The sequence below is a fragment of the Vibrio aestuarianus genome, assembly GCF_028858425.1.
GTDB lineage: Bacteria > Pseudomonadota > Gammaproteobacteria > Enterobacterales > Vibrionaceae > Vibrio > Vibrio aestuarianus.
Window position 1 is genome coordinate 1074744 of the sequence record NZ_JAKNYQ010000001.1, and the last position, 21185, is coordinate 1095928.

The window sequence follows — 21185 nt, forward strand, 5'->3', positions numbered from 1 at the left end:
CAGAAAAGGACAATTCTTGAAGTGGAACTCTCGACAGAGCAAATGGTTTGGGTAAACTCAAGTTTGTTACTGGCTCTAAAACAAGAGTTCATCTGTAAGCAGATTAAAAAGAGAATATACCTATGTACCAGGATTTGATTAAAAGTGAATTGACGGAAGCTGCTGACGTTCTGAATAAGTTTCTCAGTGATGACCATAACATTGCTCAAATTGGAGCGGCGGCAAAGCTGATTGCTGATTCATTCAAACAAGGTGGCAAAGTTCTATCTTGTGGTAATGGCGGGTCACATTGTGATGCGATGCATTTTGCTGAAGAGTTAACGGGGCGTTATCGTGAAAATCGTCCTGGTTACCCTGGCATCGCTATTTCTGATCCAAGCCATTTATCATGTGTGAGTAATGACTTTGGTTATGATTTTGTATTTTCTCGTTATGTTGAAGCGGTAGGTGCAAAGGGGGATGTATTATTTGGTCTGTCTACTTCAGGTAACTCTGGTAATATTTTGAAAGCCATTGAAGCGGCGCAAGCGAAAGGCATGAAAACCATTGCTCTAACCGGTAAAGATGGCGGCAAAATGGCGGGCTTGGCGGATGTTGAAATTCGTGTCCCTCATTTTGGTTATGCTGACCGTATTCAAGAAATCCATATTAAAATTATCCATATCATTATCCAATTAATCGAAAAAGAAATGGCGTAATTATCTGAATTATTCAGGTGCAGCCTAAGGTTTAAAGAAGGGAGTGCGTTAAACCATGTGTGAATTGCTCGGTATGAGTGCCAATGTGCCGACGGATATTTGCTTTAGTTTTACTGGGCTGATTCAGCGTGGAGGCAATACAGGTCCACATCGTGATGGCTGGGGAATTACTTTTTATGAAGGAAAGGGTTTTCGGACGTTTAAAGACCCAAACCCCAGCTTCCAGTCCAAAATTGCAGAGCTGGTCCAGAGTTACCCGATAAAAAGCCGGGCGGTCGTTAGCCATATTCGTCAAGCGAATCGTGGTGGTGTAAATTTGGAAAATACTCATCCCTTCACGCGAGAGTTGTGGGGGAAATATTGGACATTTGCTCATAATGGACAATTGTCTGATCACCAGCAGTTAGAAACTGGGCGTTATCGCCCCGTTGGTGAAACAGACAGTGAACAGGCATTTTGCTGGTTATTAAAGCAATTGGAAGCGCGTTATCCAGAACCACCACAGGATATGGTTGGGATGTTTCGTTTTGTTGCGCAATGTTGTGACCAATTAAAAGAAAGAGGCGTATTTAACATGCTGCTTTCGGATGGGGAATACGTGATGACGTATTGTACGAATCACCTTTATTGGATCACCCGTCGTGCGCCATTTGGTAAAGCCAGCTTGCTTGATGAAGATGTTGAAATCAACTTTCAAGAAGAAACAACACCAAACGACGTGGTTTCTGTGATTGCGACACAACCTTTGACGGGTAATGAAATGTGGCAGCGAATGAAACCCAGTGAGTATGCGATTTTTCACTATGGTGAGTGTATTGATAATAATGCCTCAGCGTTAGTTGATGTGCCGTTTGCAGCGGCTAAACCTGGGTGTCAGGCACCGATTGAATCTCTGAATTAAATGGTATTCTCATTGCTCAACAAAAAAGGGTTGCTGTTATGCAACCCTTTTTACTTTCCAATTTTTTGTTTAACTTAATCGAACGCGTAGCCATGCATACCAAGTTGTTTTCCATCGAGGTAAGCTTTGCCTTCACGCATCTCTAAACGTTCTTCAACAAACCATTGTGCCACTAAAGGGTAAATTCGATACTCTTGGGTTTGCACTCTATCTGTCAGCGTTTCAACCGTATCTTCATCAAAAATAGGTACCTTTGCTTGTAGGATAACAGGCCCGCCATCAAGCTGCTCTGTGACAAAGTGAACACTGGTTCCGTGTTCTTCATCACCAGCATGAATCGCGCGTTGGTAGGTATTGAGACCAGGATATTTCGGTAGCAGCGATGGGTGTATATTGAGCATTCTTCCTAAGTAGTGACGAACAAATTCACTACTCAGAATGCGCATATAACCAGCTAGAATGATTAAATCAGGTGCGTATTGGTCTATTTGTTCCATCAATGCGAGATCAAACGCGTCACGCGTATCAAAAGCATTAGGGTCAATATGTACCGCTGCTGCACCTGCTTTTTTAGCTCGTTCTAAGCCATAAGCAGTTGCTTTGTTTGAAAAAACGGCCGTAACCTTGCCATCTTTAATCTTCGTTTCACACGCGTCGAGGATAGCCTGTAAGTTGGTACCATTTCCTGAAACTAAAACAACAATACTTTTCATAGGTTATTTGATCTCTACTTGCTCTTCACCAGATTGAGCTTCAGCAATATGACCGATAACCCATGCGTTTTCACCTTCTGCTTGCAGTAATTTAACCGCAGCATCGGCTTGTTCAGTTGGTAGTGCAACGATAAGACCGACACCACAGTTGAAAGTGCGGTACATCTCGTGAGTTGTCACATTACCCTTTTCTTGAAGCCATTGGAAAATGATTGGCCATTGCCAACTGCTTCCATCAATAACGGCTTTGGTTCCTGCTGGTAAAACGCGAGGAATGTTCTCCCAAAAGCCACCACCAGTAATGTGTGAAATTGCGTGAATGTCGTGTTCTGCGATCATCTTAAGCGCTGATTTGATGTAAATCTTGGTTGGTGTCAGTAAGTGCTCACCAATGCTTTTTCCTGCTAACTCTTCATTTTTATCTGCGCCAGAGACTTCTAAGATCTTACGCACTAACGAGTATCCATTTGAGTGGGGACCGCTTGAACCTACCGCAATCAATGCATCACCTGCCGCCACTTTTGAGCCGTCGATGATGTCTTCTTTTTCCACCACACCGACACAAAAACCAGCGACATCGTAATCTTCGCCTTCATACATACCAGGCATTTCTGCGGTTTCACCACCAATTAACGCACAGCCAGCTTGTACACAACCATCGGCGATACCAGATACCACGTCAGCTGCGGTATCTACATCTAATTTGCCGGTTGCGTAGTAATCTAAGAAGAAGAGTGGTTCTGCACCTTGGACGATTAAATCGTTCACACACATTGCTACGAGATCAACGCCAATCGTGTCGTGCTTTTTCATATCCAAAGCGAGACGCAATTTAGTGCCCACACCATCAGTGCCGGAAACCAAAACAGGGTGTTTATATTTTGTTGGCAGCTCACAAAGCGCACCAAAACCACCAATGCCACCCATTACTTCAGGGCGACGAGTGCGTTTTACGGCACCTTTAATGCGTTCAACTAGTGCATTGCCTGCATCGATATCTACGCCTGCATCTTTGTAGCTCAGAGATGTGTTATTACCGCTCACGGGGAAGTCCTCGTTTAAGTTGGATATGAAAACGGCGCTATTCTAACAGGGCTTAAAACAAAAAGGAAAACGTTTGCGTCAGTTTTTTTGTTTATAATTGGCACTGAAACCAATACAAAATGTGTGTATAATCCGCAGGTTTATTTAAATATTGCCGGAGATGGAAATGAAAGTTGTTGAAGTGAAGCACCCTCTAGTTAAACACAAACTTGGGTTAATGAGAGAAGGGGAAATCAGCACTAAGCGTTTTCGTGAGCTAGCGACAGAAGTCGGTAGCCTGCTTACTTATGAAGCGACATCTGATTTTGAAACAGAAAAAGTGACCATTGAAGGTTGGAATGGCCCTGTTGAAGTCGATCAAATTAAAGGCAAGAAGGTTACGGTTGTGCCAATTTTGCGTGCAGGCCTTGGCATGATGGATGGTGTTCTCGAACACATTCCTAGTGCACGTATCAGTGTGGTAGGTGTTTACCGTGATGAAGAAACATTAGAACCAGTGCCTTATTTCAATAAGTTAGTTTCTAACATTGAAGAGCGTATCGCGTTAGTCGTTGACCCAATGCTGGCGACTGGTGGTTCGATGATCGCAACGATCGATCTTCTGAAAGAGCAAGGCTGTAATCAGTTTAAAATCCTAGTATTGGTGGCAGCACCTGAAGGTATTGCGGCTCTTGAAAAAGCTCACCCAGATGTAGAACTATACACAGCTGCGATTGATGAAAAACTAAATGACAAAGGTTACATCGTTCCTGGTTTAGGCGATGCTGGTGATAAGATTTTTGGTACCAAGTAATTGAATGATAAAGGGGAGCATATCGATGCTCCCCTTTGTTTTACTTAATTCTAAAAATTAATGATTACTTTTTAAGACCGAGCGTACCCGTTGTACGTTTAGCGGGTGCTTTATCATTGTTACTGCCTTGTCTTGCATCATTATTCCATGACTTATTGCTAGCCGATGTAGTGCGAGAGCCTTTGCCTTTTTTAGAATTTGGCGCATGGCGATATTCATCAGCATTATGACCTTTAAAGGTTCGCGTTTTTTGGTTACGACGCGCTGTTGAGGTTTGATTCTCTTCGCGGCTATCGTACAGCTTAGCATCGGTTGCTCTGCGAATGCGTTTTCCTTGCGCGTCTAATTTTGATGCGTCTTCAGTGCCACTTGAACCTTCACACATCGCCAGAATTTCAGCCACTTCATTATCAGACAGGTAACGCCATTTGCCATTTGGAATACCATCTAAACTGATGTTCATAATTCTAACACGGCGCAGTTTAAACACTTCATAACCTAGTGCTTCACACATACGACGAATTTGACGGTTCAAACCTTGAGTTAACACGATACGAAATGAGAACTTAGTTTCTTGCGTCACTTTACAGGGCAAAGTAACGGTATCAAGAATTTCAACACCGGAAGCCATTTTCTTTAGAAACTCATTGGTGATCGGCTTGTCTACACGTACCACATACTCTTTTTCGTGGTTATTTCCTGCGCGTAGAATCTTATTCACGATATCACCGTCATTGGTGAGAAAAATTAAGCCATCAGAAGGTTTGTCGAGGCGGCCGATAGGAAAAATACGTTGGCGGTGACCGATGAAGTCAACAATGTTTCCCGGAATATCACGTTCAGTCGTACAAGTAATGCCAGTCGGTTTATTTAATGCGATATAGATAGGTTTTTCTTTGGATTTTAGTGGCTTGTCATCAATGCAAACGTCATCATCTGGCTGCACTTTGGTGCCCATCTCCGGCAGTTTACCATTGATCGTTACCCGACCTTGTTCAATCAATTTATCGGCTTCACGGCGTGAGCAGTAGCCAGTTTCACTGATGAATTTATTTAGGCGTTTTTCAGTTTGTTGCGACATGTTGTTCTCCTAACGTTTCCCAACGGCGGTTAAAAAAGAAAGCAACACTGAAGTGTTGCTTTGGATGGCGTTTATTTTAGCAGTTATCGTTAATTAACCAAGTCGTTTTTGATGACGCTCTCGGTTTTCTATTTTCTTTTCGGAGCTCTTACGCAACATCACATAAACCGCTCCTGAACCACCATGAAAAGCTTGAGCACTATGCACACATTGCACATCTTTTATTTGCATCAACCAGTTGGCAACGAAGCTTTTCATTAGTGCTGGTGGGTTTGACTTCTCCCCACGACCATGCACGATGGTGACAGTTCGAATATCCCAGTCCATGCATTGTTTTAGAAAGCTAACCACTTCATCTCGCGCTTCTTTTAGTGTTTTGCGATGAAGGTCTAAGCGAGCTTGAATAGGGTATTTTCCTAAACGCAGTTTTCGATAAACCCCTTCTTGAACACCGTCACGCTTGTATTCGATAATGTCATTAGGTTTGAGCATTGGAGCATTATCGATCGAAAGATAGTCAGGATCGCCTTCACTTATCGTCATGGCCGATTCTCTTTTAGCTAGCTGAGAATCAGTGACAGTATGTGATTTTTTGAGTTCGGCGGTATCGTGAGTAATTGGCTTTACGTCGCCCATCATTTGTTGGAATAAATCGAAATCATTCTGAGACATGGGTGCTTCTCGAATCGATAGAGGAATAGGCAATTATACCCAGTGATCCTCGAATCAGATCAAGCAGAAAATAAAAAACCGGAGCAGACAAGCAATCGGCTCCGGTGCATAGCGTCATTCTATTTTTCAATAGCGGCTAAGCGATCTAGTGAGGAGATTTGTCGTTCATCACCTTGTAAATGAAGAAACCGCCGTAAAATAGCATTAGACCAAAAGCGCCAAAGATTACTATCATTGAAGATAGCCCCACTGCATTACCAAATAGGAGATCAAGCCAAAAGTCCATGTTTCCTCCAAAGTTTCGAAGACAAGCCCAAGTTAAAGGCTCATGATTGTGGTGACACTGATCTGGATCAATTGTGTTGCATAGGTTAAAAGATTGTTGATTATTGTGTGTAATCGATCACATTCCTTGATTGTGCTGGCGATGTTTTGAGCGAATGGTTCTTTTTTAATAGAAAAATCATTAAATGGCTTGCGTCTGTGAGCGAGATCCGTAATATACGCATCCGTTCTAGGACATAAATTTTAGAACAATCTCGGTGAATAGCGCAGCTTGGTAGCGCATCTGGTTTGGGACCAGAGGGTCGGGGGTTCGAATCCCTCTTCACCGACCACATTAAAAGCCTCGCAGCAATGCGGGGCTTTGTCATATCTGGGGTGTAGGAATAGTGTACTCGAAAGGGGCGGGGGTTCGGCTCTTTCAAACTCGGGCTCTTCACCGACCACATTAAAAGCCTCGCAGTAATGCGGGGCTTTGTCATATCTGGGGTGTAGCAATGGTGTACTCAGAAATCACAGCTGGCGGTTTGGCTTGTTGAAAGCTGTTGAACGGCGAACCCCTTTGCTGTGAGTAAATCAATTAAGTTGTGCTTGCCGACTAAATGCAGAGTACCAACGACAACTAAATAGTTACCATCTTTATTCGGTAAAAAATAATCGGAGCTGAGCTTATTTGCCCATGCGTTATTTCTTTGAGTAATGAACGCTTCCACCATCTCCTCTGACATCTGTTCTAATTCTGCAAACTGAATGAGTTTGTGTTGATCACCTGCAGTCCAACTTTCAATTAAACAGTGTAGAACTTGCTCATTATTGTCCCACTCATCCAATATTGAGGTTAACAACTCTTTACCATCTTCTGGTTGATTGGTCAGTAAGTCTATCTGAAATTGCAGTTCTTCTAGGCTGAAAATAGGCTTGTTATTGATCGTTGCTTTGTACATCAGACGCATATCGACACCATCATCCGGTACATAACCTAATAGGGACCATTGTGCTTGCTGTAATTGTAAAGCGGTTACCCAAGGCGGAGAGTCTTTGAGGTTTTCGGCGTTTAGTCCTAACTGTTTAGCAACCGTAACTAATTGCGACAGTTGCTGTGTATTGAGCACATCTTTAGATAAATGTTGCGTGGGAGGATAGGTAATGCCTTCGATTTTTCTCACGTCAGTTTCTACAACTAGCCCATCACTACTTTCAAAAAACTGTGTTACTGCTTGAGGAAGTGGATACATCGATTCATCCCCTACATGGATCGATCCAACAATTAATAGGGTTTGATTTCCTTTCTTAGCTTGCCAGTAGAGTGGTTCGGCATTGATTACTATTGAAAAAAGCAAAGAGAAAACTAACAGAAAATATTTCACAGTTATTCGTCACGAAGGTTGCGTCAAAAACGTTACTTTAAAGTATTTTAACGGTTTTTACTGCGCTAAGAGTTGAGCTTTCGATCACATTTCTAGTCTATTATCCATTTTTATAAAATAGGTAGCAGAATGTGGTTGTGAACAGGATCACGAGACATTGGTCATATAAAGCTCTATTTCAGTCACTTTATACATAAAAAACACGTCAAAAATTAACTTGTAATTTTAACGTGTTTATTAATGCATTGATTTATTTGATTTTATATTTCTTTGAAAATTATAAAATTTGAAGCGGATCACCGGATATAGTTAATTATTTTACGCTTAGAAATAACTACTAGTATGTTGTTGACATTGTGTAGAGCAGCCATTGGCTGACGTTTTTTTAAGTCCCTCATTTGGACTTTATTCCAGTCTATTAAGTGTAAGGTTAGTCATATGATTAAACGTAATTTGATCGCCGTTTCAGTCCTTGCCACCCTATCTGGGTGTTCAGTGTATCAATCTTCAGAGCAACAAGTCATCGATTCATTAGCCAATAACATCGATATTAAATATACCGTGTTAACCAACCATGGTGCTGATGAAGGTCTAGCCTGCCAAGATCTTGGTGCGGAATGGGCATCTTGTAATAAGGTGAATATGACACTGACTAATCATGGTGAGGCTGTAGATTCAAAAGATTGGGCTATCTATTTCCATAGTATCCGCCTTATTCTGGATGTCGAAAATGAGCAGTTTAAAATTACTCGTTTAACGGGTGATTTACATAAACTTGAACCGACAGACAAATTTGATGGGTTTGCCGCTGGAGAGGAAGTGGAACTTCCTTTAATTAGTGAATATTGGCAGTTGTTCGAAACTGACTTTATGCCTGGCGCTTTTGTAAGTGGCCCTAATGCTGAGCCTAAGTTAATTGCCTCGCTCAATACTGAAGATACCGCTTCGTTTGTGCAAGGTTTAGAAGGAAACAATATTAAGCGAACTGCTGGTGATAACAATGTTTTTGCAACGGCAATCACTCGCTTTGAAAAAAATAATGATGTTCATAGCAAAGATGTGTCCACTACGCTTATTCCGACACCCCTGCATACCGTTGTGGGACAAGGCTCGGTTGATTTAAGCCAAGGTTTGAGGGTTGTCGAAGAAGGCTTTGACTCTGCACAATACGCAGCATTAGTTTCTCGAGCGGATTTACTCGGTGTAAGTCTAAATGGGGAATTTCCAGTTAGCGTTAAAGTTGATGCGGCAGCATTTTCTGGGGATATGGCTAAATCGGGTGCGTATTCTTTAGATATTCAAAAGGATGGTATCGGCATTGAGGCTTTTGACCAAGCTGGTGCTTTCTATGCCGTTCAATCGATCTTTGGCTTGATTGATAGCCAAAATGAAAAGTCTTTGCCGGTGATAAGCATTCAAGATGCTCCACGGTTCGAGTACCGTGGCGTAATGGTTGATGTCGCTCGTAACTTCCATTCTAAGCAAGCTATTTTAGCCACCTTGGAGCAAATGGCTGCGTACAAAATGAATAAGCTACACCTACACTTGACTGATGATGAAGGTTGGCGTTTAGAAATTCCTGGGTTACCAGAGCTGACCGATATTGGTTCGAATCGTTGTTTTGACCTACAAGAGAAAAGCTGTTTACTTCCTCAACTTGGCTCGGGGCCAACCTCGGATAACTTTGGTTCTGGTTACTTTAGCAAGGCCGATTACATTGATATTTTGAAATATGCGAAGGCTCGCAATATTGAAGTGATTCCTGAAATTGATATGCCAGCGCACGCTCGTTCGGCGGTAGTGTCGATGGAAGCACGCTTTGAGCGCCTAATGGAGCAAGGTAATGTGGAGGCGGCAAACGAATATCGCTTGATGGATCCACAAGATACCTCCAATGTAACAACGGTTCAGTTCTACGATAAGCAAAGTTTTATCAATCCATGTATGGACTCATCAACTCGCTTTGTTGATAAGGTAATCTCTGAAGTAGCGGCAATGCACCAAGAAGCAGGCGCTCCACTCACTACATGGCACTTTGGTGGTGATGAAGCGAAGAATATTAAGCTAGGCGCTGGCTTACAAGATATTAATGCAGAAGACAAAGTGGCATGGAAAGGTAACATTGACTTATCTAAGCAAGATAAACCATTCCAACAGTCTCCACAGTGTCAGTCTTTGATCGCTGATGGTACTGTGAGCGACTTCGGTCATCTGCCAAGTCATTTTGCAGAGCAGGTATCTAAGATTGTGGCTGAAAAAGGCATCCCTAATTTCCAAGCATGGCAAGATGGTCTGAAATATAGTGAAGGTCCGGATGCGTTTGCCACAGAAGGTCAACGAGTAAACTTCTGGGACGTTCTGTACTGGGGTGGCACTTCATCAGTATACGATTGGTCAGCGAAAGGTTATGACGTCATTGTTTCTAACCCAGACTATGTCTATATGGATATGCCATACGAAGCCGACCCTAAAGAGCGAGGTTATTACTGGGCAACACGCGCCACGGATACGCGTAAGATGTTTGGTTTTGCACCGGAAAACATGCCACAAAATGCGGAAACGTCTTTAGACCGTGATGGCAACGGTTTTAGTGGTAAAGGTGAAGTTGAAGCGAAACCTTTCTATGGTTTGTCGGCACAATTGTGGTCTGAAACAGTACGTAATGACGAACAGTATGAATACATGGTCTTCCCGCGTGTACTTGCCGCTGCTGAACGTGCATGGCATAAGGCTGAGTGGGAAAATGACTACAAAGTTGGCGTTGAGTACTCACAGCAGACTAATTTAGTGAATAAAACGCAACTTAACCAAGATTGGGTTCGTTTTGCCAATATTATTGGTCAACGCGAGTTAGCTAAGTTAGATAAAGCGGGCATTGAATACCGCCTTCCAGTCCCTGGTGCTAAAATTGAAGCGGGTCAGTTGGCAATGAATGTTCAATTCCCAGGAGTCGAATTACAATACTCTGTTGATGGTGAAAGCTGGTTAGATTACGATGATTCAGCAAAACCTAAAGTTAACGGTGAGGTGTGGATTCGTTCGGTATCTACTAACGGTGAGCGTGCTAGCCGAGTCACCAGCATCAAATAGCGGCCCCGTTTAAATGAAAGCCTCCGATCTCCGGAGGCTTTTTCGTTGATAGCTCTAAGATATAGGGCTAGTTGCCAGCGTGGTGGGAAAACTCAAACGCTTGCCCTTGTTCGTTGAACGCGTAAACCGAGTAAGCATCTTTTTTATTACCATACTCCATACCTGGAGAGCCGATCGGCATTCCAGGAACGGCTAAACCTTTAGCATTTTGGGGCGGGTTAGCAAGAAACGCTTTAATATCATCGGCTGGGACATGGCCTTCAAAAACATAGCCATCAATAACGGCGGTGTGGCAAGAGGCTAGCTCTTGTGTAATGCCAAACTTTTGTTTGATGGGATTCATATTTTCATGTAGCTCTTCCTTGACGGTAAAGCCTTGCTGTTCCATATGTTTACTCCAATCACCGCAACAACCACAGTAAGGTGACTTATAATTGGTGACAGTTGCTGATGCGATAGCTTGAGCCGATAAGCTTGCCATCGCGAGTGTTAGCATCGTCATGGATAGTGTTTTTAGTTTCATAATCACCTCTGTGAAATAAAGGGCGTTTGAAATAGTCGTAAGCGATTGGCATTACTGACTACCGTAATTGAAGAAAGTGCCATGGCCGCGCCTGCAACCACTGGGCTGAGTAAAAAGCCAAAAGCAGGGTAGAGAATGCCCGCTGCAATCGGGATGCCTAGCGAGTTATAGACAAAGGCTCCCAATAGATTCTGCTTCATATTTTTAATGGTGGCTTTGGATAGAGCGATAGCATTAACCACAGCCAGTGGTGAAGAGTTCAACAGTGTCATTTGCGCGCTCTCAATCGCAACATCACTGCCGCTGCCCATTGCTATACCTATGTCGGCTTTGGCAAGTGCTGGCGCATCGTTAATACCATCACCGACCATCGCTACCACTTGACCTTGTTTTTGTAGCTTATTGATATGTTGTGCTTTTTGTGCGGGCAGCACCTGAGCGATCACTTGTTTTATCCCTAATTGTTTTGCGATGGCATTAGCTACACTTTGAGTATCACCGGTAAGCATGACAGTGTGAATGCCTAGTTTCGTCAAAGCGGAGATAGCTTGAGCCGCCTCTTCTTTTATCGGGTCTGCAATGGCGATCATTCCTTTGATTTGATCATTAATGGTAATGACCATCGGAGTCCATGCTTTTGCAGCATAGCGTTTAATCGTTTCGTCAACGGGGGCGAGTGAAATACCCAGCGACTGGATATGAGCAATGGAGGCGATGGTAATGCGCTCTCCTTGAACATTTGCACTTAACCCTTTGCCTCTTAAGTTGGCAAATTGTTCAATTGACAGTGGTTGAATCGCGTGTTGCTGTGCGAACTGGCAAACCGCTTTCGCCAACGGGTGATCGGAATGTTGTTCAATAGAATAGGCGATAGAGAGTAAGCGTTGCTTGTCGATTTCAAAAGTATCCACACTTTGAACGCTTGGTTTGCCTTGAGTTAGGGTACCGGTTTTGTCAAAGACAACGGTGGTTATTTTACTGGCTGACTGCAAGACATCGGCATCGCGAATTAATATGCCCATTTCAGCGGCTTTGCCGACTCCCACTGTAACCGACAGAGGTGTTGCTAACCCCAAAGCGCAAGGACAAGCGATAATTAACACCGTGGTTGCTACAACCAGCATATAACTTGCCTTGGGGTCAGGGCCAAACAGATACCAGGTAAAGGCTGAAAATAGGGCGATTAACACCACGATGGGGACAAATACGGCTGAAATTTGGTCTGCCATTTTAGCGATAGCCGGTTTACTGCTTTGTGCCTGGCGGACCATTTGGATAATTCGCGCCAGCATGGTTTGTGCACCAATGCCTGTCGCTTCAATGATTAAACTGCCGTCATTATTGATAGTGCCAGCGGATATACCGTCCCCTTTGGTTTTTAGTACTGGAATTGGCTCTCCGGTGAGCATTGATTCATCAAGGTAGGACTCTCCTGCGAGCACTTTGCCATCAATAGGAGCCTTTTCTCCAGGCTTGATACGTAATTTCATGCCTAACTGAATAGTGCCAACGTCGATGGTTTTATCCCCTTGCTCTGTTATTAATGTCGCCTGTTGAGGTTGAAGGTTGATCAGTGCTTGCAAAGATTGGGTGGTTTTGGCTTTGGCTCTGGCTTCAATATAGTGTCCGAGAGAAATCAAACCAATGATCATCGCACTGGCTTCAAAGTACACATGGCGAGAAGCAAGCGGAAACCAGTTGGGGACGATAATGACCAGCATCGAATAAATCCACGCAGCGCCAGTACCTAGTGCAACTAAGGTATCCATTGTGGCTCGGCGATGAGTTAGGGCCAGCCAAGCATTGCTGAAAAATTGGCGACCTGCGGTTGCCAACAACCCCAAGCAGAGTAAACCAATCACTCCCCATAACCATTGATCAAGTGTCGATAGGATCATCATGTTACCGCCAGCAACACCCCAGCCCATGAGCGGAATACCGAGCATCAAGCCAAGCCAAGCACTGCGTTGGTGGTGCTTCAGTGTTTCTTGTAATTGTTGTTGCTGCTTTTGCTGTTGTAATGCCGGGTCATCCATTGTTTCTGCGCGGTATCCGGCTTTTTTTACATTGTTAAGTAACTGCTGCACCAAGGCTTCGTTTTGCGAAGAGGCGGCAACCAATGCGCTTTGTTCGGCTAAATTTATTTGAGCTCGTTTGACACCTTTTACGGCTAATAAGGCTTTCTCTACGGAAGAGACGCAGCTAGCACAGGTCATGCCTTGGATCAGTAAGTGAATGCTTACTGTTGAAAAGTCTTCCAACATATCAGGTTGTTTAGGTAGATTGGTGTTATCAACTGCTGTTGGTGCGCTTTGTTGTTCAGCTTCACGATTTTCTTCTATAAGCGCTTGATAACCGAGAGATGCTACTTGTTGTTGGATACTGGCAGCAGATAGGGTCGTCACTAAAGACAATTGTGTTTTAGTGACCAACAGGCGAGTGATTTGATCGGATGCTTTAAGCAGTGAAGTAAGTTTGTTCACACAGCCACCGCAATTCAAACCTTGTAATTCAAATTCAAGATGATTACCGGCTTGATAGCCTAATGACTCGATTTCATCAATAAGTTCATCTAACGATGCTGACGTCGTCAATTCAATCAATGTGGTGGTAAGCTGGTGGATATCTACATTGGCTTGCTGCTTTAACTGACGTTCTATTTTTTTAGCGCAGCCCATACATTTAAGACCGGCTAGCGGTATGCTGAAATGTTTCATTGATAGCTCCCCGAGTCATTCTATTACCGAATAGAATAAACCTTCCTTTAAGGGGAAGGTCAAGCACTAACGTTATCCCGACAAAATCGTCAAATTGTGACTTTTTTATTCAATATGACTGCGAGTTTGTTGCGACTGACTTCAAAGATATTTATAGGTGTAAATAAAGTTCCGTAAATTTTGATCAATACGATGTTAATTGACTCACAAAACTGTCCTTAAAAACATAAATCACTATTACTACATCTTATAAAAACTTAATTTTAACGTTTTTTTGTTTTTATTGTCGTTGTAACTAGTTGTTTTTAATCGTTTTATATTTATTTGCTTTTGGTTATTTTGAAGTTTGTCAGAGAAATGTTTGCCCTATTTTTTGGAGAAAAAAAAGTTTGTCATATTGGCCCCGTCCATAAATGGTTCTCCAGATGATTCATATGCCTGTCCTGTATGAATTTGAATGGGGATAAAAAACTTAAAAATAATATATAGGGGTTTATCTGATGTCTCATTTCAAAAAAACGTTATTAGGTGCAGTGGTTTCTAGTTTAATGATGAGTGGTGCGGCTTTTGCTGAAGGAGCAAATGGCGACGCTGCTGAAAAATACTTAACCAAAGATTCATTTGCCTATGAAGTTTACGGCATTATCGCGATGCAGGCCGCGTATCGTGATTATGACAGCGGTGATAGTGTTAAAGATGATAATTTGGGTGGCATGCAGTTCAATAATGAATCACGCATTGGTTTCCGTGGTAAAAAACAATTTGCAAATTTTGGTCCAACTTTCCTTTGGCAAATTGAAGGGGGGTATGTAGACCCTAGTTTTGGTGGTGAAGGTGCAGGTCTGGGAGAGCGTGATACCTTCGTAGGTTTTGAAAGCGAAAATATGGGGCAAATTCGTGTCGGTCGTGTGTTGACGCCATTATATGAACTTGTTGACTGGCCAGCATCGAACCCAGGTTTAGGTGATGTGTACGACTGGGGTGGTTCTATTGGTGGTGCGAAATATCAAGATCGCCAATCAAATACTGTTCGCTGGGACTCCCCAATGTATGGCAATGCTTTCTCGTTAGATGTTGCTGCGGGAGCGGGTGATAAGGCTGGTTTAGGTGAAGGTGATGACTATTGGGCAGGTCTCGCAGCTCATTATAAAATTGGCCCTGTACAAATTGATGCTGCCTACGAAGGAAACCGTGATATTGCCACTGAAGGTACTAAATGGGATAACAATACTTACCTAGTCGGTTTACAAGGTTGGTTTGACAATGGCATCTCTTTCTTTGCTCAATACAAAATGATGGATGCTAAATCCACTGCTGGTGATGATGAAAAGCAAAATGCAATGTCAGCAGGTTTGATGTACACCACGGGTGACTGGCAATATAAACTCGGTTACGCAGCAAACTTTGAGTTAGAGCGCAATGGTAAAACGCTAGACAATACAAATGACGATGTTCTTTCTGCTCAAGTGATGTATTTTGTCGACCCATCAGCAGTGCTGTATGTGCGCGCGCGTACACTCGATTTTGGTGATAAAGCGTCTTATGCCAATGGTTATCAAGATAAAGATGCTGACGGAAAAGTGACTGGTACTGAGCGTTGGAAATCTGATGATTACGTAGAATTTTCTGTGGGTGTTGAATACTATTTTTAATCAGCCACAAGGCTAAATATCCTAAAGGGCGGTTTCCGCCCTTTTACTGCTTATAAAAATAATGAGGTCCGAAGATGTTATTAAAAAAACGATTTATTATTGCAGGGCTATCTACCCTATTTTCTTTGCAAGCATTCGCCGCTTCTATTCAACTTCAATCTGAAATTGTACCGCAAGTGTTAAATGGTCAAGCGGTACAAGCAGATGATTTTATACAGCCGCAACAGTTAGAACTAAAAGATGGTGCCAATCAGTTGGTGGTCACTATTGGGCAAATTGTTTTTCAAGATGGAAAACGAAGAAAATTTGATTCTCAACCTATGATTATTGAGTTTTCAACAGGTAGTGATGAGTTACTAACACTAAATTATCCCAACCTGAGAACGATCGAAGATGCTAAATCTTTCGAAAAAAAACCGACGTTTTCATTTACCAATCAAGATAAGCAGACGAAAGAATATTCATTAGTGGTAATGAATAAAAATGGTCTACAAGGATTTCGAAATTACGAACGAGAAGTTGCTGATTTTAATCATAAAAATGAAAATGCAACCGTTATTACTGATAGTTCAAAAAGCACTGCAAGTGGAACAACCGACCTGAAAAATGAGTTTTCAAGCCTCTCAAAAGAGCAACAACAAGAATTTATGCAGTGGGCATTGAGAAACTTGAAGTAATCGAGGATTGTAGATTTACTTGTCAGTGGTAAAATGTCGTCACTTTTTATCCTTGTATTCGCAGCGGAACTATTCTCCGCTGTATTTTTATCCCTAAGGAAATCAAATGACGGTTAAAACTCGTTTTGCTCCTAGCCCAACTGGCTATCTTCACGTAGGTGGTGCGCGTACTGCACTTTACTCTTGGCTTTATGCAAAAAACCAAGGTGGTGAGTTCGTTTTACGTATTGAAGATACGGACCTAGAACGTTCTACCCAAGAAGCAGTAGATGCGATTCTTGAAGGTATGACTTGGTTAGGTTTGGAGTGGGATGAGGGCCCATATTTCCAAACTAAACATTTTGATCGTTACAACGAAATGGTTGATAAGCTGCTGGCGGAAGATAAAGCATACAAATGCTACGCATCTAAAGAATTGCTAGATGAAATTCGCGCTGAGCAAGAAGTGAATAAAGAGATGCCCCGTTACGATGCAGATCACCCTAAAATCAAAGCGGTCAATGACGCGGCGAAAGAGGGTGACCCATGCGTTATTCGTTTCCGTAACCCGAAAGAAGGCAGTGTTGTTTTCAATGACCAAATTCGTGGTCGTATTGAGATTTCCAACAGCCAAATGGATGATTTAATCATCCGTCGTACTGACGGTTCTCCAACTTACAACTTCTGTGTGGTTGTTGATGACTGGGATATGGGTATTACTCATGTTGTACGTGGTGAAGATCATATCAACAACACGCCTCGTCAAATCAATATCTATGAAGCTCTAGGCGCACCAGTGCCAGTGTTTGCACACTGCGCGATGATTCTAGGTGACGATGGTGCGAAACTTTCAAAACGCCACGGTGCGGTGTCAGTAATGCAATATCGTGATGAAGGTTACTTACCTGAAGCATTGAATAACTACCTTGTTCGCCTAGGTTGGTCTCACGGCGATCAAGAGATTTTCTCCCGTGAAGAGATGATTGAATTCTTTAGCTTAAACGCGATCAGTAAATCGGCTTCAGCATTCAATACTGACAAGCTATTGTGGTTAAATAACCATTATATTAAAACCTCTGATCCACAATATGTTGCCAAGCACTTAGAGTGGCATTTTGAGCATCAAGGTATTAATCGAGATAACGGCCCTGCATTGGCAGAGATCGTTAAATTGGTCGGCGAGCGTTGCAACACATTGGTTGAGCTTGCTGAGCAGTCGCGTTATTTCTTTGAAGATTTCTCTGAGTTTGATGAAAACGCCGCGAAAAAGCACTTACGTGGTGTAGCAAAAGAGCCATTGACATTAGCTTTGAATAAAATTGAAGTTTTGACTGAGTGGACAACAGAAAACTTACATAACGTCATTGCTGAAGTGTGTGAAGAGCTTGAGATCGGTATGGGTAAAATTGGTATGCCTTTACGTGTTGCCGTTACTGGTGGTGGTCAATCACCATCTGTGGATGCTGTTATGCAGCTTATTGGTAAAGAGCGCGTTGTTGCTCGTATCAAGATGGCTATCGACTTTATTACTCAACGTGAAGCCAACATGCAGTAATATCTCATTTAACATGTAAAAAAAACGCAGCCTTCGCTGCGTTTTTTTTACATGTTAAATTATTTGAAATACTGGGTGGTGAGTTTTTACAAAACGGTGACAAAGAATAAACTAATTCACTATTTATCCTTTCTTTTCATAGACTATAGTAATGGCTGTGATACAAAGTTTACCTGAGGTCGAAACAATTTTTTCTCTTAGGTAAATTCATCATAATAACTATAAAGTTGGAAGGAATTTATATGAAAAAGTTAGCAGCAGTTATTTCGGCATCACTTATTTTTGCATCTTCAGCCACAATGGCTGAGGTGTATCTTGGAGGCAAGGTCGGTAAATCATGGCTGGATGATGCTTGCCGCTCAGTGGATACGTGTGATGATGATTCGTCTACCGTTGGTGTGTTCTTGGGTTACCAAGCACTTGATTGGCTCTCTATAGAAGCAGGTTATGATTATCTTGGTGAGTTCAGTGGTGCAGGTCTTAATGATGATAAAGTTAATGTTATTACTTTAGCACCTAAATTTAGTGTTCCGTTGGGTTATGGGGTCGAGTTCTATGCCAAAGTCGGTGGCGCTTATGTTGATTACGGCAGTGAAGATGATTACTCATACCTAGGTGCTGCCGGTTTCGAATTTAATACCGATAATAATTTAACATTCCGTGTGGAATACCAAGCGATTACAGACATTAATAATGATCTGGTACGCGCACAAGGAAACTCTGCAACTTTAGGGGTAGCTTATAAATTTGGTGGTAGTAAGTCAGAGCCAGAACCGATGATGGTTGAAGAGGTTATTATTGAAGAAGTGGTTGAGGAACCTGTTGTGGTTGTTGAAACGACAACCGTAATTAAAAGTGTGCCATTCCAAAGTTTGGACGGCAGTAGCTTTGAGCATGATAGCTCAACATTAACTCAACAAAGTGAAGAAACTCTCGATAAGCTCGTCACTTACTTGCACACTTACCCTCAGTCACGCGTTGAAATTACAGGTCATACTGACTCAACAGGATCTGCGGCTTATAACCAAAAGCTATCGGAAAAACGCGCTCAAGCGGTTGCTGATGCCGTCATCGCTAAAGGCATTGAAGCAAGTCGTATCACAGCGAAAGGTGAAGGAGAGAGTAAGCCAATTGCGTCAAATGATACAGTGGAAGGGCGCAAGCTAAATCGCCGAGTCGATATTGTTATTCCTGAGTTTGAATACGAAGTGACAAACTAACTTTATTTGTGATCAATAATGCTAAAGCCCGCGACAAAGCGGGCTTTATTATCGGAATGTTAAGTCATGCCAATTGTAGTAAACACTGGTCATCCTAGCTTGTTAAAATACTCGGTAATGGTGTTAGAATTTTTGATTGTAGAATAACTACTTATCAAAAAATCCCGCCTTGTCTTCAAGTATTTTTCCTATGCTATTTCTGATTACTTGCCGTGATTAGTATCATTTCAAATCTATGCTGTTTAATCGGCCCATGTAAACCAGAATATCAAGATAATCTTTGTAGGCTTCCAGCAATGCTTTTTTGGTTTTGGTGTAAGCGCCAAGTTTGCCGTGTTTGTTGATAGAACAAACGACACTCTGGAACTCACAATTACCTTTATCATCATAGTGGCGCCAAGCTGCGATATAGCAAGGATCTCGAGCATCAGGGTTCTCCTGAGTCGGCCTTGGTTTATTGATAATCTTTGGCTCCAAACTATGAGGAAGGCGAGTCATCAGATAAGGATCTTTTAACAAACGGCGCCAATGTTTGCCCCACATTTCCATTCCTAACTCATTTCTTAACTTAATCGCCTTTTTCAACCCCTTTTTTTCACCAATGCGAATGTAACCGACAGAGCGGTGCAGCACCGTATCATCAGGAGTGTGGATGTGAATTTTATAGGCTGTTTTCGCCTTAGAGATAAAGCGGTGACCAGTATTTGTTATCAGGTTACTCTTTTTCATCATCTTATATCGATAGTTCTATTATTATTTATTTTAGATTATTTGAAGTGGAACGTGTAGTGCGCACTATATATGAATAATAGTCGCTTGAATCAAGGTTGGGTGAGTTTTGAGTAAGAATAGCAGAGCCGTTAGCTGTATTTGGGATGCAAGAGATGAAATAAAGGCTAGCTGGGTTAACTGGCTAGCCTTTATTTTATATGGCGCTCCCGACAGGAGTCGAACCTGTGGCCTGCCCCTTAGGAGGGGGCCGCTCTATCCTACTGAGCTACGGGAGCTGAGGTGGGTAGTTTACTCAACATTTCCATAAAGTTAACCACCTAACTTAAAAATTAAAGCTGTTTGTGCATAACATCGCCAATTTGGATACTGGCGGCAAGGTTTTGTTGGTCAACGCTGAGCTCTGCTTCATTTTCATACACTCTTGTGACTGTCAGTGTGATATCACTTTGCGTCACTTTATTGCGAGGTAACCCTTTTTGGTCGATGAAAGAGCCGGTGTGCCACAACTGTAATTTATCCCCTGTGTTTACGCCGTGTACTCTTCCTAAATCAATGGTAATGGTATTACCAAACTTTGCGACCACTTCTGGTAAGGTAATTTTGCATGAAAGCTCAGATTCTAAATCCAACATAATATTTCGACTAACACGAAGCATCATGTTGCCATAGGTTGATGCCCAGAAGCGTGCGCTTTTCGTATCGACTTGGCTCGTTTTAGCAAAAGGCCACTTGGCCACTTCACGATAATTACGAGTGAGAACCTCTTGACCCGTTTTTCCATCAAAGACCTGTATCTGTATGGCAAACTGACGGTTAATCACATCATCAAGTAGCAGTTTTTGATCAATCGTTGCCGTTAAATCGGTAATGACACCGCCAAGAATATATTGTGCCCCTGTATCCTCTGCGATCATGGTTAATCGTTCTGAGTGTTGTTTGTCAATGGAATAGTCAGTGGTGCCAACGGAGACAAAGCTACGAGACTCTTGATCCAACTGACGCTTAATGACTTGAGCAAAGTCATCGCCCACATTATATATTTGCCCCATAACGGCTTGTTGTGGGGAAGCAAGGTCAATATTGCCCACTAAGAACGTCTTTTTATACTGACTTACGTGGCAACCCGTTGCCGAGGGATAAATATCAATTCGTGCTTTGACATACATGACACCTTTGCGTGTTTTATGTTCTTCAACCAATACGTAGCGCACTTCGTGGTTAGTAAATTGATATTCATTACGTGAGGATTCTAGTAGTGGTCTTAGGTTACTAATACTACCAATGTCGGCCCCGGCAAAGTTTACCGCCTTATAAATGGCGTCTTCTAGTGCATTCAGGCGAGCGACTTCCTCAGAAGAGACAATTGCTGATGTGCCAGTCACTTCATACCATGCGGCATTTGCCGTTTGAGTAAAGCTTGTTATGTATAGTATTGAAAATAAAACAGAAATAATTTTTTTCATTGTTATTTACCAGTTAGGTATAAATT

18 protein-coding genes and 2 tRNA genes are annotated in these 21185 nt (G+C 42.4%); 9 read left to right on the forward strand and 11 right to left on the reverse strand.

All coding sequences use genetic code 11. The features are described 5' to 3' along the window. Positions 1–122 precede the first annotated feature (122 nt). A complete protein-coding gene (gene lpcA, locus MCT08_RS05070) occupies positions 123–698 on the forward strand; it encodes a D-sedoheptulose 7-phosphate isomerase (protein WP_053310955.1) in 576 nt (191 codons plus the stop codon). A gap of 55 nt (positions 699–753) precedes the next feature. Further along, positions 754–1599, forward strand: a complete 846-nt coding sequence (locus tag MCT08_RS05075; protein ID WP_261915231.1) for a class II glutamine amidotransferase — start codon at positions 754–756, stop codon at positions 1597–1599. A 74-nt stretch (positions 1600–1673) separates the two neighbouring features. Here the strand turns inward: MCT08_RS05075 and purN are convergent, their stop codons facing one another. After that, positions 1674–2312 carry a phosphoribosylglycinamide formyltransferase gene (gene purN, locus MCT08_RS05080; protein WP_053310957.1) on the reverse strand — a complete coding sequence of 213 codons (639 nt, stop codon included), beginning with the start codon at positions 2310–2312 and terminating at the stop codon, positions 1674–1676. A 3-nt stretch (positions 2313–2315) separates the two neighbouring features. After that, positions 2316–3356, reverse strand: coding sequence for a phosphoribosylformylglycinamidine cyclo-ligase (gene purM, locus MCT08_RS05085; RefSeq protein WP_261915232.1), 1041 nt, complete (start codon positions 3354–3356; stop codon positions 2316–2318). A gap of 166 nt (positions 3357–3522) precedes the next feature. Here purM and upp point away from each other — a divergent pair, with 166 nt between their 5' ends. Then, positions 3523–4149, forward strand: a complete 627-nt coding sequence (gene upp, locus MCT08_RS05090) for a uracil phosphoribosyltransferase (protein ID WP_053310959.1) — start codon at positions 3523–3525, stop codon at positions 4147–4149. A gap of 64 nt (positions 4150–4213) precedes the next feature. Here upp and rluF read toward each other — a convergent pair whose 3' ends face one another. From rluF to MCT08_RS05105, 3 genes are all read right to left on the reverse strand, one after another. After that, the gene (rluF, locus tag MCT08_RS05095; RefSeq protein WP_168521366.1) at positions 4214–5230 is read right to left on the reverse strand and encodes a 23S rRNA pseudouridine(2604) synthase RluF; all 1017 of its coding nucleotides are present in this window, start codon (positions 5228–5230) and stop codon (positions 4214–4216) included. Positions 5231–5323: 93 nt separating this feature from the next. After that, positions 5324–5902: a DNA endonuclease SmrA gene (gene smrA, locus MCT08_RS05100; protein WP_053310961.1), complete on the reverse strand. Its 579-nt coding sequence runs from the start codon at positions 5900–5902 to the stop codon at positions 5324–5326. Positions 5903–6047: 145 nt separating this feature from the next. Further along, complete coding sequence (locus tag MCT08_RS05105) at positions 6048–6188, reverse strand: DUF3149 domain-containing protein (RefSeq protein WP_010319399.1); 141 nt, start codon at positions 6186–6188, stop codon at positions 6048–6050. 254 nt (positions 6189–6442) lie between these two features. Here MCT08_RS05105 and MCT08_RS05110 point away from each other — a divergent pair. Then, a tRNA-Pro gene (locus tag MCT08_RS05110) sits at positions 6443–6519 on the forward strand. Positions 6520–6690: 171 nt separating this feature from the next. On the opposite strand, the gene MCT08_RS05115 is transcribed toward MCT08_RS05110, so the two are convergent. Continuing rightward, positions 6691–7551 (reverse strand): TraB/GumN family protein, encoded by an 861-nt coding sequence (locus tag MCT08_RS05115; RefSeq protein WP_274677998.1) that lies wholly within the window; start codon positions 7549–7551, stop codon positions 6691–6693. Between the two features lie 438 nt (positions 7552–7989). Between MCT08_RS05115 and MCT08_RS05120 the strand changes: the two genes are divergently transcribed. Beyond that, on the forward strand, positions 7990–10641 hold the full coding sequence (locus MCT08_RS05120; protein WP_274677999.1) for a beta-N-acetylhexosaminidase: 2652 nt from the start codon (positions 7990–7992) through the stop codon (positions 10639–10641). Positions 10642–10708: 67 nt separating this feature from the next. Here the strand turns inward: MCT08_RS05120 and MCT08_RS05125 are convergent, their stop codons facing one another. Both MCT08_RS05125 and MCT08_RS05130 read right to left on the reverse strand, forming a co-directional pair. Beyond that, complete coding sequence (locus tag MCT08_RS05125) at positions 10709–11164, reverse strand: DUF411 domain-containing protein (protein WP_168521371.1); 456 nt, start codon at positions 11162–11164, stop codon at positions 10709–10711. Positions 11165–11166: 2 nt separating this feature from the next. Beyond that, the gene (locus tag MCT08_RS05130) at positions 11167–13881 is read right to left on the reverse strand and encodes a heavy metal translocating P-type ATPase (RefSeq protein WP_274678000.1); all 2715 of its coding nucleotides are present in this window, start codon (positions 13879–13881) and stop codon (positions 11167–11169) included. A gap of 500 nt (positions 13882–14381) precedes the next feature. On the opposite strand from MCT08_RS05130, the gene MCT08_RS05135 reads away from it, so the two are divergent. The 4 genes from MCT08_RS05135 to MCT08_RS05150 all read left to right on the forward strand — a co-directional run bounded on the left by MCT08_RS05135 (position 14382) and on the right by MCT08_RS05150 (position 18964). After that, positions 14382–15533, forward strand: a complete 1152-nt coding sequence (locus MCT08_RS05135) for a porin (RefSeq protein WP_168521373.1) — start codon at positions 14382–14384, stop codon at positions 15531–15533. Between the two features lie 74 nt (positions 15534–15607). After that, positions 15608–16210 carry a YccT family protein gene (locus tag MCT08_RS05140; protein WP_274678001.1) on the forward strand — a complete coding sequence of 201 codons (603 nt, stop codon included), beginning with the start codon at positions 15608–15610 and terminating at the stop codon, positions 16208–16210. Positions 16211–16316: 106 nt separating this feature from the next. Next, complete coding sequence (gene gltX, locus MCT08_RS05145; protein WP_274678002.1) at positions 16317–17744, forward strand: glutamate--tRNA ligase; 1428 nt, start codon at positions 16317–16319, stop codon at positions 17742–17744. 242 nt (positions 17745–17986) lie between these two features. Further along, positions 17987–18964, forward strand: a complete 978-nt coding sequence (locus MCT08_RS05150) for an OmpA family protein (protein ID WP_274678003.1) — start codon at positions 17987–17989, stop codon at positions 18962–18964. A 222-nt stretch (positions 18965–19186) separates the two neighbouring features. On the opposite strand, the gene MCT08_RS05155 is transcribed toward MCT08_RS05150, so the two are convergent. The 3 genes from MCT08_RS05155 to MCT08_RS05165 all read right to left on the reverse strand — a co-directional run bounded on the left by MCT08_RS05155 (position 19187) and on the right by MCT08_RS05165 (position 21159). After that, on the reverse strand, positions 19187–19693 hold the full coding sequence (locus MCT08_RS05155) for a Fe3+-citrate ABC transporter substrate-binding protein (RefSeq protein ID WP_053311008.1): 507 nt from the start codon (positions 19691–19693) through the stop codon (positions 19187–19189). Positions 19694–19894: 201 nt separating this feature from the next. Beyond that, positions 19895–19971: transfer RNA gene (locus MCT08_RS05160), tRNA-Arg, on the reverse strand. Between the two features lie 54 nt (positions 19972–20025). Then, positions 20026–21159 (reverse strand): flagellar assembly protein FlgT, encoded by a 1134-nt coding sequence (locus MCT08_RS05165; protein ID WP_274678004.1) that lies wholly within the window; start codon positions 21157–21159, stop codon positions 20026–20028. Positions 21160–21185: the final 26 nt, after the last annotated feature.